The 15,276-nt window shown below is 58.6% G+C and carries 12 protein-coding genes and 1 tRNA gene; 7 read left to right on the top strand and 6 right to left on the bottom strand.

The annotated features are described in order from the left end of the window. The first annotated feature begins 313 nt into the window (after positions 1-313). Positions 314-1,858 carry a trimethylamine methyltransferase family protein gene (locus tag ACR0B5_RS03300; RefSeq protein ID WP_480538397.1) on the top strand — a complete coding sequence of 515 codons (1,545 nt, stop codon included), beginning with the start codon at positions 314-316 and terminating at the stop codon, positions 1,856-1,858. A gap of 51 nt (positions 1,859-1,909) precedes the next feature. Here the strand turns inward: ACR0B5_RS03300 and ACR0B5_RS03295 are convergent, their stop codons facing one another. Together ACR0B5_RS03295 and ACR0B5_RS03290 are read right to left on the bottom strand one after the other, a co-directional pair. Beyond that, complete coding sequence (locus ACR0B5_RS03295) at positions 1,910-2,155, bottom strand: EF-hand domain-containing protein (protein WP_480538395.1); 246 nt, start codon at positions 2,153-2,155, stop codon at positions 1,910-1,912. 536 nt (positions 2,156-2,691) lie between these two features. Next, complete coding sequence (locus ACR0B5_RS03290) at positions 2,692-6,306, bottom strand: vitamin B12-dependent ribonucleotide reductase (RefSeq protein ID WP_480538393.1); 3,615 nt, start codon at positions 6,304-6,306, stop codon at positions 2,692-2,694. A 507-nt stretch (positions 6,307-6,813) separates the two neighbouring features. Here ACR0B5_RS03290 and ACR0B5_RS03285 point away from each other — a divergent pair. Beyond that, positions 6,814-7,248: a hypothetical protein gene (locus ACR0B5_RS03285; RefSeq protein WP_480538392.1), complete on the top strand. Its 435-nt coding sequence runs from the start codon at positions 6,814-6,816 to the stop codon at positions 7,246-7,248. 9 nt (positions 7,249-7,257) lie between these two features. On the opposite strand, the gene ACR0B5_RS03280 is transcribed toward ACR0B5_RS03285, so the two are convergent. From ACR0B5_RS03280 to pdxH, 4 genes are all read right to left on the bottom strand, one after another. Next, positions 7,258-7,334, bottom strand: a tRNA-Pro gene (locus ACR0B5_RS03280). Positions 7,335-7,378: 44 nt separating this feature from the next. Then, positions 7,379-7,846, bottom strand: coding sequence for a DUF192 domain-containing protein (locus ACR0B5_RS03275; RefSeq protein ID WP_480538390.1), 468 nt, complete (start codon positions 7,844-7,846; stop codon positions 7,379-7,381). Between the two features lie 4 nt (positions 7,847-7,850). Continuing rightward, complete coding sequence (locus ACR0B5_RS03270; RefSeq protein ID WP_170638641.1) at positions 7,851-8,378, bottom strand: cold shock domain-containing protein; 528 nt, start codon at positions 8,376-8,378, stop codon at positions 7,851-7,853. A 121-nt stretch (positions 8,379-8,499) separates the two neighbouring features. Beyond that, positions 8,500-9,105 carry a pyridoxamine 5'-phosphate oxidase gene (gene pdxH, locus ACR0B5_RS03265; protein ID WP_480538731.1) on the bottom strand — a complete coding sequence of 202 codons (606 nt, stop codon included), beginning with the start codon at positions 9,103-9,105 and terminating at the stop codon, positions 8,500-8,502. Positions 9,106-9,241: 136 nt separating this feature from the next. Between pdxH and fabI the strand changes: the two genes are divergently transcribed. The 5 genes from fabI to trpE all read left to right on the top strand — a co-directional run bounded on the left by fabI (position 9,242) and on the right by trpE (position 15,230). Further along, on the top strand, positions 9,242-10,048 hold the full coding sequence (gene fabI / locus ACR0B5_RS03260) for an enoyl-ACP reductase FabI (protein ID WP_170676115.1): 807 nt from the start codon (positions 9,242-9,244) through the stop codon (positions 10,046-10,048). A gap of 6 nt (positions 10,049-10,054) precedes the next feature. Further along, positions 10,055-10,564: a xanthine phosphoribosyltransferase gene (gene gpt / locus ACR0B5_RS03255; RefSeq protein ID WP_480538387.1), complete on the top strand. Its 510-nt coding sequence runs from the start codon at positions 10,055-10,057 to the stop codon at positions 10,562-10,564. A gap of 57 nt (positions 10,565-10,621) precedes the next feature. Continuing rightward, entirely contained in the window at positions 10,622-11,797 is a 1,176-nt protein-coding gene (locus tag ACR0B5_RS03250) for an aminotransferase (RefSeq protein ID WP_480538385.1), read from the top strand. A 68-nt stretch (positions 11,798-11,865) separates the two neighbouring features. Further along, the gene (locus tag ACR0B5_RS03245) at positions 11,866-13,707 is read left to right on the top strand and encodes a SurA N-terminal domain-containing protein (protein WP_480538384.1); all 1,842 of its coding nucleotides are present in this window, start codon (positions 11,866-11,868) and stop codon (positions 13,705-13,707) included. A gap of 11 nt (positions 13,708-13,718) precedes the next feature. Continuing rightward, positions 13,719-15,230 carry an anthranilate synthase component I gene (gene trpE / locus ACR0B5_RS03240; protein ID WP_480538382.1) on the top strand — a complete coding sequence of 504 codons (1,512 nt, stop codon included), beginning with the start codon at positions 13,719-13,721 and terminating at the stop codon, positions 15,228-15,230. Positions 15,231-15,276 lie beyond the last annotated feature (46 nt).

Here is a 15,276-nt window from a genome sequence, read left to right as displayed (position 1 = left end):
ACTTATGGGCGTCAAAATCGCCAAGCCCGTTCGGACACAATAAAAGCAGTCCTGTGGAAAAGACAATGGGCAAACGTCATGTGACCGAGAAAGCAACATAATTGACAGTGAGGTCGCAAACAGAACAGACTTAAATCTACCGCTGCTCAGGATAGGGCTGAAAGTCCGAGGAACTGAATGCACAACGAAGTTTGGAAAATACGTCTGATCAGCCGCACCATTGGCGCGGATCGTGGGCGTGCGGCACGGGGACGCCCAGCACAGGTCTGATTTTGATCGCAATCTCAATCACCTGAATAATCGGATACCTAAAATGAACGAACAAACTCGCAGCTCTGCAAGAACTGGCGGACGCGCAGCGCGTCGTGCCGCCCGCGCCGCAGCCCTGCCCGACCACCTGCGCCCGGTCCGCCCGGGGATGGAGGGCGGCACCTACAAGCCTCTGACCCAAGCGCAGATGGAGCGTATTCACGAAGCGGCGCTTCAGGCTTTGGAAACCATAGGGCTGGCGGACGCTCCGCAAAGCGGGATCGACTATCTGGTGGGCGCTGGCTGCACTCTAGGCGACGATGGGCGCATTCGTTTCCCTCGCGCACTGGTCGAGGACACGATCGCAAAGGCAAACCGCTCGGTCACTCTGTATAGTCGAAACGGCAAGACGGATCTGGAGCTGAGCGGGACAAAGGTTCACTACGGCACGGCGGGTGCCGCGGTCAGCATGGTCGATGTGGATGGGCGGAATTACCGCGACTCGACCGTGCAGGACCTGCACGATGCTTCTCGCATCTGCGAGCAGCTCGACAATATCCACTTCGTTCAGCGCCCCATGGTGTGTCGTGACATCGCCGACAACCTCGAGATGGACCTGAACACGATCTACGCGGCATGCGCAGGTACGTTCAAACATATCGGCACATCCTTTACAGAACCCAGCCACGTCGCCCCGGCGATGGAAATAATCCACATGATCGCTGGCGGAGAAGATAAATGGCGCGAACGTCCGTTTATCTCGAATTCGAACTGCTTTGTTGTGCCGCCCATGAAATTCGCAACCGAAAGCTGCGAAGTCATGGAAGCGGTCATCAAAGCCGGGATGCCGGTCCTGTTGCTGTCTGCTGGCATGGCCGGAGCAACTGCACCGTCGACCATCGCAGGGGCAATCACTCAAGCGACCGCGGAATGCCTGGCCGGTCTGGTCTACGTAAACGCCGTGGTGCCCGGCGCGCCCGCCATCTTTGGCACATGGCCGTTCGGTCTGGACCTGCGCACCGGGGCGATGTCCGTGGGATCGGGCGAACAGGCGCTGCTGAGCGCAGGATGCGCCCAGATGCACAACTTCTACAACCTTCCGGGCGGAACCGCAGCCGGAGCGTCAGATTCGAAACTACCCGACATGCAAGCCGGATGGGAGCAGATGTGTTCGAACGTCATGACCGGCCTGTCTGGTGCCAACATGATCTATGAGGCCGCCGGTATGCATGCGTCCCTTCTGGGGTTCTGTCTTGAAAGCCTGATCCTGGGCGACGACCTGATTGGACAAGCGCAGCGTTGCGTGCGTGGGATCGAAGTTTCAGACGAAACTCTGGCGCTGGATCAGATCGCCGAGGTTTGCCTGGGCGGCCCTGGCCACTATTTGGGCACGGATGCGACGCTCAGCCGGATGCAGGCGGATTATGTGTATCCAACCTTCGGCGACCGCACCTCACCCAAAGAATGGGCCGAATTGGACAAGCCTGATCTGATCGAAAAGGCAATCGCGCGCAAAAACGAAATCCTCTCCAGCCCGTCTGCAGCGAATTTCGACCCTCTGCTGGACGCGGAGATTCGCGCCAAATTCAACATTCACTTGCCGTTGTAAGGCGATGAAAAGCGGCCCGATTTTACTCGGGCCGCTGTTTTATGTCAGCAATCAGCCGTTGCTTGGGGGCAGCAGACCGGCTTCTTGTGCAATGGCGATTTCATCCGCATCAAGCGCGCCATCCCCATTTGCATCCATGGCCGAGAACGTGTCGGCGTTAACCTCGGGCACGACGGCTTGAACCTCTTCAATGGTCAGCACGCCGTCTCCATTTGCGTCGGCAGCCGATTGCGCAGCGGCCAGTGTGGGCAGTGCGAGTGCTGCAACCCCCAGAGCGGTCAGATATTTCGGTGTCATAAGTTTGCCTCCTGAGTGAATATTTGGATTTTGCGTCCGGACGAGTGCAAGAGACCTCAGGACTGGAGCCGCGTCACCCGCATAACGAGATCACACCTGCTTCGCGCCAATCTCCGCGTGTTTGGCCGAGTCGCCTTTGCGGCTTGTTGCCGGGCAAAAATCCCCCATCGCGCCTCGGCAGAACTTGCCCGACGGTTTTGAGGTGATCCGGCAAAACTCAGCTTAGCGGCCGGTCGTTGGACAAAAAGAAAGGGGGCCGAAGCCCCCTATCAGTTTCGCCTTCCAGGCTCATTTCGTTGACCGCCCGGTTTTTTTTTGCCTGCGGCCTGGACTGCGCATGGGGCGAGCGCACCCGCCCCGTGAAAGAGTGGGAGGGAGCAATATTCCGCCCCACCCTGTTCCCGGCCAACACGGGCATGTCGGCCGAGTGGAACATGGCTTTGATGGTAAGTCTCAGCGCCACGCTCCGTATTCGTCGGGGCCGGTACATAAGGCAGCGACCGACCCCTGCACCCCGGGTTGCCGGGGCGCTAAACTCAGCTACACCCGCTTGTCGCGCCGCAGGTGTTGCACTTCATGCAGGTGCCGTTGCGCACCAGCGTGTAGTTTCCGCATTCGCCGCAAGGGTCCCCTTCATAGCCCTGCATCTTGGCTTTGGTCCGTGCGTCCATGCCGGTCGCCACGGCGGTTTCCGCCGACGCTTCAAACGCGGCTGCCGGTTCGGACATTCCGTTGAGTTCGGCCTGCGGGTTGAACATCGCCAGATCCTGCGGCAAGCGTTTCCGCAGATACCCGGTGGAGCTGATTTGCTTCAACACTTCCAAGGACTTGGACGCCGCGCTGTCGCTAACCTCGGAGACGTTGGAAACGCCTTCTTCCTCGCCGCGTCCCAGATCATCAAAGCTCGCGCCTTCAGGTTTCACATGCGCCAGATCGGTGCGGTCCAGGTAGGACACGGCCAATTCGCGGAAGATGTAATCCAGGATCGACGTTGCGTTCTTGATCGAGTCGTTACCCTGCACCATCCCAGCCGGTTCGAACTTGGTGAAGGTGAAGGCGTCGACGAACTCTTCCAGCGGTACGCCATATTGCAGGCCGACCGACACGGCGATAGCAAAGTTGTTCATCATCGCCCGGAAGCCCGCGCCTTCCTTGTGCATGTCGATGAATATCTCACCGAGCTTGCCGTCTTCGAACTCACCGGTGCGCAGGTAAACCTTGTGGCCGCCCACGATCGCCTTTTGGGTATAACCCTTGCGGCGATGCGGCAGTTTCTCACGATGGCTGCGGATCATTTCCTTGACCACAACCTTCTCGATCACCTTCTCGGCCAGAACGACAGCTTTCTCCTGCGTCGAGCCGCTTTCCAGCACTTCTGCCGCCTCATCATCATCCTCGACCAGCGCCGCCGCCAGAGGCTGCGACAGTTTCGAGCCATCACGATAGAGCGCGTTCGCCTTCACACCCAGCGACCAGCTGAGTTCGTATGCCTTCTGGCAGTCCTCGATGGTCGCGTCATTCGGCATGTTGATCGTCTTGCTGATCGCACCCGAGATGAAGCTCTGCGCTGCCGCCATCATGGTGATGTGGCTATCAACCCCAAGGAAACGCTTACCTTTCTTGCCGCACGGGTTGGCGCAGTCGAAGATCGAATAGTGTTCCTCTTTCAGATGCGGCGCACCTTCCAGCGTCATGGTTCCGCAGACGTGGTCGTTCGCTGCGTCAATATCGGCTTTGGTAAAGCCCAGATGACGCAGCAGATCGAAAGTCGGATCGTTCAGCTTGGTCGCCGGGATGCCTAGTACGCCGGTGCAGAAATCCTCACCCAGCGTCCATTGGTTGAACACGAACCGGATGTCGAACGCGCTCTCCAGCGCAGCGTCCACTTTGGCCAGTTCATTGGGGCCAAAGCCGTGACCGGTCAGCGAGGTGTGGTTGATGCCCGGTGCGTTGCCGATCGTGCCGTGGCCAACCGCGTAGCCCACGATCTCTTCGATCTGAGACGAGGAATAGCCCAGCTTCTCCAGCGCCGACGGCACCGAGCGGTTGATGATCTTGAAGTAACCGCCGCCCGCGAGCTTCTTGAATTTTACCAGAGCAAAATCCGGCTCGATCCCTGTGGTGTCACAATCCATTACCAGACCGATGGTGCCGGTGGGCGCGATCACGGTGGCCTGCGCGTTGCGATAGCCGTTTTGTTCACCAAGGCTCAGTGCCTCGTCCCATGCCGACATGGCCAGATCGACCAGACGTTTGTCCGGGCAGTTGCTGTGGTCCAGAGGCACCGGCTTTACGGCCAGTTTCTCATATCCATTGGTCACGCCTTGCGCTGCACGGCGGTGGTTGCGAATGACGCGCAGCATGTGGTCCGCGTTGCGCTCATAACCCTTGAACGGACCCAGCTCTCCGGCGATCTCGGCAGAGGTCGCATAAGCCACACCGGTCATGATTGCAGTAAGCGCGCCACAGATCGACCGACCCTCGTCCGAGTCGTAGCTGTAGCCCATGTTCATCAGGAGGCCGCCGATGTTCGCATAGCCCAGACCCAAGGTACGGAAATCATAGGAGAGTTTGGCGATTTCCTTCGACGGGAACTGCGCCATGGTCACAGAGATTTCCAGAGTCAGGGTCCACAGGCGCGCCGCATGCATGTAATCGGCCGCCTGGAACTCACCATCCTTCAGGAAGGTCAGCAGGTTCATGGACGCCAGGTTACAGGCCGTGTCGTCCAGGAACATATATTCCGAACACGGGTTCGAGCCGCGAATCTCACCATCTTCTGGGCATGTGTGCCATTCGTTGACCGTGTCATGGAACTGGATGCCCGGATCAGCGCAAGCCCATGCTGCGTGGCCGACTTTCTCCCACAGATCGCGTGCCTTTACGGTCTTGGCGACCTTGCCGTCGGTGCGGTTGATCAACTCCCAATCGGCGTCTTTCTCAACAGCGGTCAGAAACGCGTTGGTCACGCGGATCGAGTTATTCGAGTTCTGACCCGAGACCGAGCTGTAGGCTTCCGAATCCCAGTCCGTGTCATAGGTGGGGAATTCGATGCTGTCGTGACCCTGCCGCGCATAGTCCAGCACGCGCTTGATGTAAGTCTCGGGGATCGCGACCTTTTTGGCCTCACGCACCGCTTTCTTCAAACTATCATTCTTGTTGGGATCATACGCATCGTCCTGCGCTCCGTCCCAGCTGCGGATGGCCTCGAAAATGCCGTTCAGCATCTTCTCGTGCATCTTCGATCCGGCAACGATCGAGGCCACCTTCTGCTCTTCGATCACCTTCCATTCGATGAATTGCTCAATGTCCGGGTGATCCGCATCGACGATCACCATCTTTGCTGCTCGACGGGTTGTCCCGCCTGATTTGATCGCGCCAGCGGCGCGGTCGCCGATCTTGAGAAAGCCCATGAGGCCCGAGGACTTGCCGCCACCCGACAACGCTTCGCCTTCTGCACGCAGATGGCTGAAATTGGTGCCGGTTCCCGAGCCATATTTGAACAGGCGCGCCTCTCGCACCCACAGATCCATAATGCCGCCTTCGTTCACCAGATCATCATCGACGGACTGGATGAAGCACGCATGCGGCTGCGGATGCTCGTAAGCGGATTTCGACTTGGTCAGTTTGCCGGTTTTATAGTCGACATAGTGATGTCCCTGTGCCGGGCCGTCGATCCCGTAAGCCCAGTGCAGACCGGTGTTGAACCACTGAGGCGAGTTCGGCGCGGCGCGCTGGGTCGCTAGCATGTAGCGCATTTCGTCAAAATAGGCGCGCGCGTCTTCCTCGGTTGAGAAATAGCCACCCTTCCAGCCCCAATAGGCCCAAGCGCCTGCCAAACGGTCAAACACCTGTTTCGAAGATGTCTCACCTTCGAATTCGGCATCGTCAGTCGGGACCGAGCGCCACAGGAATTCAGGAACGTCCTTTTCTTTGACCTTCTTCAGCTTGCTGGGAACGCCCGCCTTACGGAAGTATTTCTGTGCGATGACATCACTGGCCACCTGGCTCCAGCTTGAGGGGACCTGGATATTGTCCAGACGAAAAACAATTGTGCCGTCAGGGTTTCGGATCTCGGACGTTGCCGAGACGAAATCGAGGTCCGCATACGCATCCTGCCCTGATTTGGTAAATTTTCTTTCAATCTTCATGTCCGCCGCCTTTTAATGTCCGTCAACCCTCGCTGCGGCTTGGGAAATGCAAAGCCACCAGCAATGCCGAACCTGACAGACGCAAAGGACCACCCGCTGCCCGTTTGAGCGCGATACCGCCACTGCGGTTGCACAAATGTACTCGTGTGCGTTCCGTCCCTGCCCTGCGCCCTCCCCGGTTTTCATACCAGATGTAGTGGCGTCATATTCGGCCCATACAATCTGGCGTATCTTTGCATATCAGGTCAACGACCTTTTTAAGTCATTTTTGAAATCTTTTGTGTTGACCCGTGTGTCGGGTGCTGGGCGACCTGATTCCTCCACAGAATGATCCACGGCGAGACGACGCCGATCGCAAAACCGGCCAGATGAAATTGCCTTTTTTACCAGCATGGTTATCCGGGTTTGATCATCCAGACCTGTGCTGGCTAAGCTGGCAGGGAATCATGTTGTGGCCTTTCGGCCATATCCTTGCGTCAACCCATTGAACAAAGAGCAGGCAAAACGATGAAGTTGCTTCACCTCGCCCCGATAGGCGCCCTAATCGCGGCCTGCACAGCGCAAGAATTGCCAACGGCGTCGCGTAGCGCTCAATTCAGCGCCTACCCCGACAGGTTGTTCGAAACCTTCCAGACCAGTTGCGAAGGCCCCGGCGAGACGTTCCTAAAGATCGACGCCAATTCTTTTGAATGCCGCGAGTTTCTACCGCCAGACACCACAGCCTTTTTGATTCTCAGCTATGATGGCTCACCCGAGGATCTGCCGCAGAGCATCATGCGCATGACCTTAACCAAGACCTCTGGCGGGTACCGCGTGGATGCGCGGCTGTTCTTTCAAGTGCCACAGAAAAGCGGCGCAACCGTCGAAGTTCCCGTTGAAAGCAAAACGTTGGATAAAGCGCTGAGCGCGCTCTACCAAGCGATGGGTGGTTCACCAACATAAGTGAAGAAGTGGTCGGGGCGGCAGGATTCGAACCTACGACCCCCTGTACCCAAAACAGGTGCGCTACCAGACTGCGCCACGCCCCGGACCGTGCGCCGTTCCTAACGATGCTGATCTGATTTGAAAAGCCCTAACAGGGCCAAATCGCACTCACTTGTGAAAAAATTTCGTGCCGCATCTGGGTGCCGGGCTGAATGCCGTAACGGGCGGACAAACCGGCGTTGATTTCAAGCACGGCAAAGATGTCGCCACCCCCTTCAATCGGGGTCAGATCACCGGGAATCGCACCTTCATGCACGCGGGTCACAACGCCCGCGTGATCGACGAAAATCATATCCAGAGGAATCAGTGTGTTCTTCATCCAGAACGCCACCTGTTGCGGTGGATCGTAGACGAAGAGCATGCCAGACCGGTTCGGCAAGTGCTCGCGGAACATCAGCCCGCGCGATTTCTCGGGACCGGTCACGGCCAGTTCAACATCAAATCGGACATGAGTCTGATCGTTGCGCAACTCTACCCGGTCAGGACGACATTCTGCGGCCACGTTTTCTGCCAGAAATGTCACGCATACTGCCAGAGAAGCCCAAAACCGCATCATGGTGTTAGTGATCCAGCGCCGCTTCCCAAGCCAAGACCTGAGCCGCCATACGGCCCCGTTTACCATCAATCACCCGCATGGCAAGCGCTTCGCCCGGCTGCAGATCGGCGAGGCCAGAACGGCGGAGAACTTCGATATGCAAAAACACATCCTCGTCCCGACCGAACACATTGGCGAATCCGAATCCCTTGCCCTTGTCGAACCATTTCACCCGCGCAGCTTCCAAAGGCGCCGCCGCAATCGCCGCCGGATCCAGCTCGGCAAAGTCGGCCAACATCATTGAGTCGGCGCGCGCAGGGGGATCAACGGCAACAACTTCGACAGCCTGAACACCGCGATCCGTACGATGGGTCATGATCTCGATGCCTGCCCCATCGGCGACCGAGCTCTGCCCGAAATTCCGCAACACGTTCACATGCAACAGAATATCCGGGCCGCCTTCATCAGACACAACGAACCCGTATCCCTTTGCGGGATCGAACCATTTTACGTGTCCACGAACGCGGTACATGTTGTTCAGGTCTTCAGGCACGGTGTTCCCATCGAATGATTTAGTAGTGCGTTAAGGTTTCGGTTTTTATGGCAATGGCAGGCAAATTCAAGCTGAAAAAAACCTTTGATTTCGGTCTGTTGCATTTCGCGATACGTGAACGTCATGGATTTAACCTCTGCACATCCCAAGCGGTACCCGGATCAGCCCTCCGCCACCTGAACCGATCATGCAGGCGAAATGCGCCGTCGGCCCAGAATTCAATTTCAGTCGGAACCAACCGGTATCCTCCCCAAAATGGAGGGCGCGGCGGATTGGATCCAAGTTTTGCCGTCACCTTGGCAACCTCGGCCATCAGTGCTGTCCGGCTGCTCAGGGGTTGTGACTGCTTAGACGCCCAAGCACCCAGCCGACTTTTCAGCGACCGTGACGCATAATATTCATCCGCCTTGGGCCCGCTTTCCCGACTGACTATACCACGAACGCGAATCTGACGCCGCAAAGATTTCCAATGCATGACAAATGCAGCTTTTTCGGCCTGATCCAACTCAGCCGCTTTGGCACTTTCATAGTTGGTATAAAAAACAAAGGCCTCCGACTCGATGTCTTTCAATAGTACCATGCGCGCGTTCGGCATGCCGTCTTTATCAACGGTCGCCAGGGCAATCGCGTTCGGGTCATTCGGTTCATTCTCTTCGGCCTCACCCAACCACCGCGCCGCTATTTCAAACGGATCGGAGCCAGCAAAAATGCCATCACGCTCGGTCATTTCCATCCCCTGGAAAGTATTTGACGGAAGCCTAGGGCGATTACCCGCCGCGGGCAAGAGCACACGGCCTTGAAGCAGGGCAGTCAATGGCATAAACCCGTCGCAACATAACGCGACGACAGGCGGAGAACCAATCATGTCAAATCAGTTGATGGCCGGAAAACGCGGCCTCATCATGGGACTGGCCAATGACAAATCAATCGCATGGGGAATCGCCCGCGCCTTGTCCAACGCCGGGGCCGAGCTGGCCTTTTCTTATCAGGGCGATGCTCTGAAAAAACGTGTTGACCCTCTGGCAGCGCAACTCGGCAGTGAAATCGTACTGCCATGTGATGTCAGTGACGAGGGGTCGATCGACGCTCTGTTTACTTCACTGGAAGAGAAATGGGGCAAACTGGATTTCGTAGTCCACGCCATCGGTTTCTCGGACAAGAACGAACTGCGCGGTCGCTATGTCGACACCAGCCGTGCAAATTTCAAACTGACCATGGATGTGTCGGTCTATTCCTTCACCGCCGTGATGCAACGGGCTGAAAAGATGATGTCCGAGGGCAGTAGCGCCATTACGCTCACCTATTACGGTGCCGAGCAGGTCATGCCACACTATAACGTGATGGGCGTCGCCAAGGCCGCGCTTGAAGCGTCGGTCAAGTATCTCGCCGAAGATCTGGGCAAGGACGGTATCCGCGTCAACTCGATCTCGGCAGGCCCGATCAAGACACTGGCCGCCAGCGGCATCGGAGATTTCCGCTACATCATGAAGTGGAACGAATACAACTCGCCCCTGCGCCGCAACGTGACCATCGACGATGTTGGCAACTCGGCCCTGTATCTGCTGTCTGACCTCAGCAGCGGCGTCACCGGAGAGAATCTGCACGTGGATTCGGGGTATCACATCGTTGGCATGAAAGCCGTCGATGCCCCGGACGTTGAAAAGGGTTAAGATAGCATGAGCGCCAAAGATCGCCTGCCCCACGAAAAAGGCTTCCACATCAGCTGGGACCAAATTCACCGCGACTCGCGCGCTCTGGCGTGGCGGCTGGATGGTCAAGGCCCGGATGACGGGGCATGGCGCGCCGTTGTTGCGATCACCCGCGGCGGCATGGCCCCTGCCATGATCGTCAGCCGCGAGCTGGACATCCGCACCGTCGATACAATCAGCGTCCGCTCGTATCACCATCAGGAACAGGGCGAAGCCGAAGTCCTGAAGGCCCCCGATGCTGGCTTGATGGGCGATGGTGAAGGCGTTCTGATCATCGACGATCTGGTCGATAGCGGCAAAACGCTGGAACTGGTGCGTGCGATGTACCCTAAGGCGCATTTCGCCACCGTCTATGCCAAGCCCAAAGGCCGCCCCATGGTGGACACGTTCATCACCGAAGTCAGCCAGGACACGTGGATATTCTTCCCCTGGGATATGGCCCTGCAATATGTCGAGCCTTATCGCGGCACCGACTAACTTCTTCTGTTCAAAAATACCTCGGAGCGCGAGGCAGAGCCTCGCAAAGATGCTGCCATGTCCCAAACACGCACTCGGTCCACTTTCCCCCCTCCAGTTATGGAGGCGCGGCGTTGGTTGGCCGGGGTCGTGTTTCCTGATGACCGGCCCCTGATCAATGTTAGCCAGGCCGCGCCGGTTGACCCGCCGCCGCTGTCCATGCGGCAGGCCATGGCAGAGTTCGCGGTGACCGAAGACAGCGCCCATCTTTATGGGCCTGTGCTCGGCAATCACGATCTGCGCGCCGAATTGGCCGCGCAAATCAGCAATCACTATGCGGGACAGGTTTCGCCGGATCAGATCGCCATAACGTCGGGTTGCAATCAGGCATTCTCTGCCGTGATTTCGGCACTGACCGACGAAGGGGATGAGGTCATCCTCCCAACCCCATGGTATTTCAACCATAAAATGTGGTTGGACATGGCAGGCGTGCGGGCAATTGACCTGCCCACGGGCGACGATTTGCTCCCCGACCCAGAGGCGGCGCGTGCTTTGGTCACCGAAAAAACCCGCGCCATTTCTCTGGTAACCCCAAACAATCCGGGCGGCGTCGAATACCCGGCTGAACTGGTCAGCGCCTTCTACGATCTCGCGCGTGAGGCAGGCATTCGTCTGCTGGTCGACGAAACCTACCGCGATTTTGACAGCCGCAGTGGCCCTCCGCATGACCTGTTCCAAAGGCCCGGCTGGGACGAGACGCTGGTGCATCTCTATTCCTTCTCCAAAGCCTACCGCCTGACCGGACATCGCGTCGGCGCGGTTGCAACCAGTACAAGCCTGCTGGCCGAGGCCGAGAAGTTTCTCGACACCGTCGCCATCTGCCCCGGTCAGATCGGCCAGTTTGCCGCCCTGTGGGGCATGCAGAACCTGTCGCAATGGCTTGCCGGAGAGCGGGACGAAATCCTCGACCGCCGCGCCGCGATTGCTGAGGGCGTGCCTCAGCTTGAGGCCAAAGGGTGGCGCCTGCTGGGTCTTGGTGCCTATTTCGCCTATCTCGAACACCCTTTCGACCTCCCGTCGGACGAGCTGGCGCAAAGACTGGTGCCTGAGGCCGGTATCCTGCTGCTGCCCGGCACCATGTTCATGCCTGATCATGACCCGGCTGGAAAACGTCAGGTGCGCATCGCGTTCGCCAATCTAGACCGCGCCGGGATCGTCCAATTGTTCGACCGGTTGCAGGCTTTGTCCTTCTAAGCTTGCCCCCCGGCGGTGCCCGTCGTATTCAGGGCCGCAACCAACAGGGCAAGCAGTAAGAGGGCATCATGGCCGCAGGCAAAAACAGCATCTCGAAAACCTTTGTCTGGATTCTGATGGGCCTTCTTTTCGTAGGCCTCGCAGGGTTTGGCGCCACTAGCCTGACTGGCACCATCCGCACGGTTGCGCAGGTCGGGGATGAGAGCATCTCGGTCGACGCCTATGTCCGTGAGCTTCAACGCGAAATCCGCGCGGTTGAGGCGCAGACCGGCCAAGCCCTGCAGATGTCTCAGGCGCGCGAACTGGGTCTGGAACAGCTCGCCCTGTCCCGCCTGACCGCTCTGGCCGCGCTTGATAGCGAGGTCGGTCAATTGGGCCTGTCCATCGGCGACGAGAACCTGCAGGACGAGATCGTCTCGATCCCGGCCTTTCAAGGCGTGAACGGCACGTTCGACCGCGAAGCTTATCGCTTTCAGCTGGAACAGATCGGGATGACTGATACCGAGTTCGAATCGGACCTGCGCAAGGAATCCTCGCGCACCATCGTGCAGGGCGCGATCATCGGCGGTGTTGAAATGCCCGCAACGCTGACCGACACATTGACGAACTACATTGGCGCGCGCCGCAGCTTTACCGTGGCGACTCTGAGTGCGGACGCGCTGGAAACCTCAGTTGGCGATCCGACCGATGCGCAAATCCAAGCGTACTATGACGAGAACACCGACCAATTCACCCTGCCCCGCACCAAGCGTCTGACCTATGCGATCCTGTCTCCGGAAATGCTGTTGGATACGGTCGAAGTGGATGAGGACACGCTGCGCCGCCTCTATGATGAGCGCGCCGATGAATACCAGCAGCCTGAGCGCCGCTTGGTCGAACGCCTGAACTTCCCGGACGAAGACTCCGCGAACAACGCAAAGGCCCAACTTGAAGTCGGCGGCACCACCTTCGAGCAACTCGTACGCGAACGCGAGCTTGAGCTGAGCGACATTGATCTGGGCGACGTAACCCGCGACGATCTGGGCGAGGCCGCGGATGAGGTCTTTGCAGCGGAGCTGGACTCGGTCGTTGGCCCTCTGCCCTCCGTATTCGGCCCGGCGCTGTTCCGCATCAACGGTTCGCTGGCCGCCAACAACGTCCCGTTCGAGGATGCCGAGCCTGCCCTGCGGGAAGAACTGGCCTCGGACCGCGCGCGTCGTCTGATCGAGGCACAATCCGAAGACATCAACGATATGCTCGCCGGTGGCGCCACGCTGGAGGAGCTGGCACAGGAAACCGATATGGAGCTGGGCCAAATCGACTGGACCAGCGACAGTGTGGATGAAGTCGCCGCCTATGACGGCTTCCGCAGCGCGGCGGAGGCTGTACGCGACGGCGACTTCCCCGAGATCGACTTTCTGGAAGACGGCTCGATTTTCGCTCTGCGTCTGAACGAAGAACTGGCGCCACGCCCGGAGCCTCTGGAAAGCGCCCGTGACCGCGTCGCCGCTGCATGGGTTGCCGCCGAGACCGCCAAGGCACTGCAAGAGCAGGCCAATTCTGTTGTCACCACCCTGGAAACGGATGGCGATTTCACCGCCACCGGCCTGCCGTTCCGCGTGGAAAACGCACTGACGCGGACTGCGTTTCTGGATGACGTCCCCGCAAACTTCATGAACGAAGTCTTCGAGATGGAGCTGGGCGACCTGCGCGTCATTGGTGGCGAAGGAACTGCCCTGATCGTTCGTCTGGACGAGGTTCTGCCCCCGGCAGAAAGCGATGAGCTGCGTCAACTGAGCGACGCTTTGACCGCGCAGATGAATCAGGCGCTGGCGCAGAACATCTTTGACGCCTATGTGCGCGATGCCCAAACCCGCGCACGCCCGGTTGTCGACCAGCAGGCCCTGAACGCCGTGCAGGCGAGTTACTAAACGAGACCCAAATGGCCCTGACACCCGAATATGAAAGCTTCGCGCGCGCTTATGAGGCGGGCGAAAACCAGGTCGTCTATACGCGGCTTGCGGCCGATCTCGACACACCTGTCTCGCTGATGCTGAAACTGACAGGGGCTCAGAAGGATGCCTTTGTGCTGGAATCGGTCACCGGAGGCGAAGTGCGCGGGCGTTACTCGATCATCGGTATGAAACCCGATCTGATCTGGCGCTGCCGGGGCGAGCAGTCCGAGCTGAACCGCTCGGCCCGGTTCGATGGCGAGGCTTTCACGCCGCAAGACGGCAATCCGATGGACAACCTGCGCGCGCTGCTGGCCGAAAGCCGTATCGACCTGCCCGATGATCTGCCTCAGGCAGCGGCTGGGCTGTTCGGTTATCTGGGCTATGACATGGTCCGTCTGGTCGAATATCTGCCCGACTTGAACCCTGACCCGCTGGGCCTGCCGGATGCGATCATGCAGCGCCCCTCGGTCATTGCGGTGCTGGACGGCGTGAAGGGTGAAGTGACCGTCGTGTCCCCTGCATGGGTGACTGAGGGCCAATCGGCCAAGGCCGCTTATGCGCAGGCCGCCGAGCGTGTGATGGACGCGGTGCGTGATCTGGAACGCGCCATGCCTGCTGAAACCCGCGATCTTGGGGACGCGCATGAGGTAGCACCGCCAGTGTCGAATTTCACCAAATCCGGCTATATGGAGGCGGTTGAAAAGGCCAAGGAATACATCCGCGCGGGTGATATCTTTCAGGTCGTCCCGGCCCAACGCTGGACGCAGGACTTTCCGCTTCCGCCTTTTGCGCTCTACCGGTCGCTCCGCCGCACGAACCCGTCGCCCTTCATGTTCTATTTCAATTTCGGAGGCTTTCAGGTCGTGGGCGCCAGCCCCGAGATCCTGGTGCGCGTCTTCGGCAGCGAAGTGACTATTCGCCCGATCGCTGGGACCCGCCCTCGCGGCGCGACCCCGGAAGAAGACAAGGCAAATGAGCTTGACCTGCTGGCTGATAAAAAGGAACTGGCCGAGCATCTGATGCTGCTGGATCTTGGTCGCAACGACACCGGTCGCGTCGCCAAAATCGGCACCGTTCGCCCAACCGAAGAGTTCATCATCGAACGATACAGCCACGTGATGCATATCGTCTCGAACGTGGTCGGAGAGCTGGCCGAAGACAAAGACGCGCTGGATGCGTTCTTTGCCGGAATGCCAGCGGGCACAGTCTCTGGCGCGCCAAAAGTGCGCGCGATGGAGATCATTGATGAGCTGGAGCCCGAAAAGCGCGGCGTCTATGGCGGCGGTGTTGGGTATTTCAGCGCCGGTGGTGACATGGATATGTGCATCGCCCTGCGTACGGCCATCGTTAAGGATCACAAGCTTTATATTCAGGCCGGTGGCGGCGTGGTCTACGACAGCGACCCCGAGGCCGAATATATGGAAACGGTTCATAAGTCCAACGCCATAAGACGCGCGGCGGCAGATGCGGCCCGGTTCACGGGCAACCGCAACTCATAATGAAAGGGCGGCTGATCACATGATCAACCGCCCTTCCCTTTTCTGC

The organism is Ruegeria sp. AG1 (assembly GCF_056541705.1).
Note: the sequence above shows the minus strand (reverse complement) of the source record. Positions and strands in the feature narration are given on the sequence as shown.

Bases quoted from the DNA above. Each gene is read 5' to 3' on its own strand.
- fabI (WP_170676115.1), top strand. From the start codon at position 9,242: ATGTCAAATCAGTTGATGGCCGGAAAACGCGGCCTCATCATGGGACTG.
- ACR0B5_RS03290 (WP_480538393.1), bottom strand. From the start codon at position 6,306: ATGAAGATTGAAAGAAAATTTACCAAATCAGGGCAGGATGCGTATGCG.
- ACR0B5_RS03275 (WP_480538390.1), bottom strand. From the start codon at position 7,846: ATGATGCGGTTTTGGGCTTCTCTGGCAGTATGCGTGACATTTCTGGCA.
- ACR0B5_RS03245 (WP_480538384.1), top strand. From the start codon at position 11,866: ATGGCCGCAGGCAAAAACAGCATCTCGAAAACCTTTGTCTGGATTCTG.
- pdxH (WP_480538731.1), bottom strand. From the start codon at position 9,105: ATGACCGAGCGTGATGGCATTTTTGCTGGCTCCGATCCGTTTGAAATA.
- ACR0B5_RS03285 (WP_480538392.1), top strand. From the start codon at position 6,814: ATGAAGTTGCTTCACCTCGCCCCGATAGGCGCCCTAATCGCGGCCTGC.
- ACR0B5_RS03300 (WP_480538397.1), top strand. From the start codon at position 314: ATGAACGAACAAACTCGCAGCTCTGCAAGAACTGGCGGACGCGCAGCG.
- ACR0B5_RS03250 (WP_480538385.1), top strand. From the start codon at position 10,622: ATGTCCCAAACACGCACTCGGTCCACTTTCCCCCCTCCAGTTATGGAG.
- ACR0B5_RS03295 (WP_480538395.1), bottom strand. From the start codon at position 2,155: ATGACACCGAAATATCTGACCGCTCTGGGGGTTGCAGCACTCGCACTG.
- trpE (WP_480538382.1), top strand. From the start codon at position 13,719: ATGGCCCTGACACCCGAATATGAAAGCTTCGCGCGCGCTTATGAGGCG.
- gpt (WP_480538387.1), top strand. From the start codon at position 10,055: ATGAGCGCCAAAGATCGCCTGCCCCACGAAAAAGGCTTCCACATCAGC.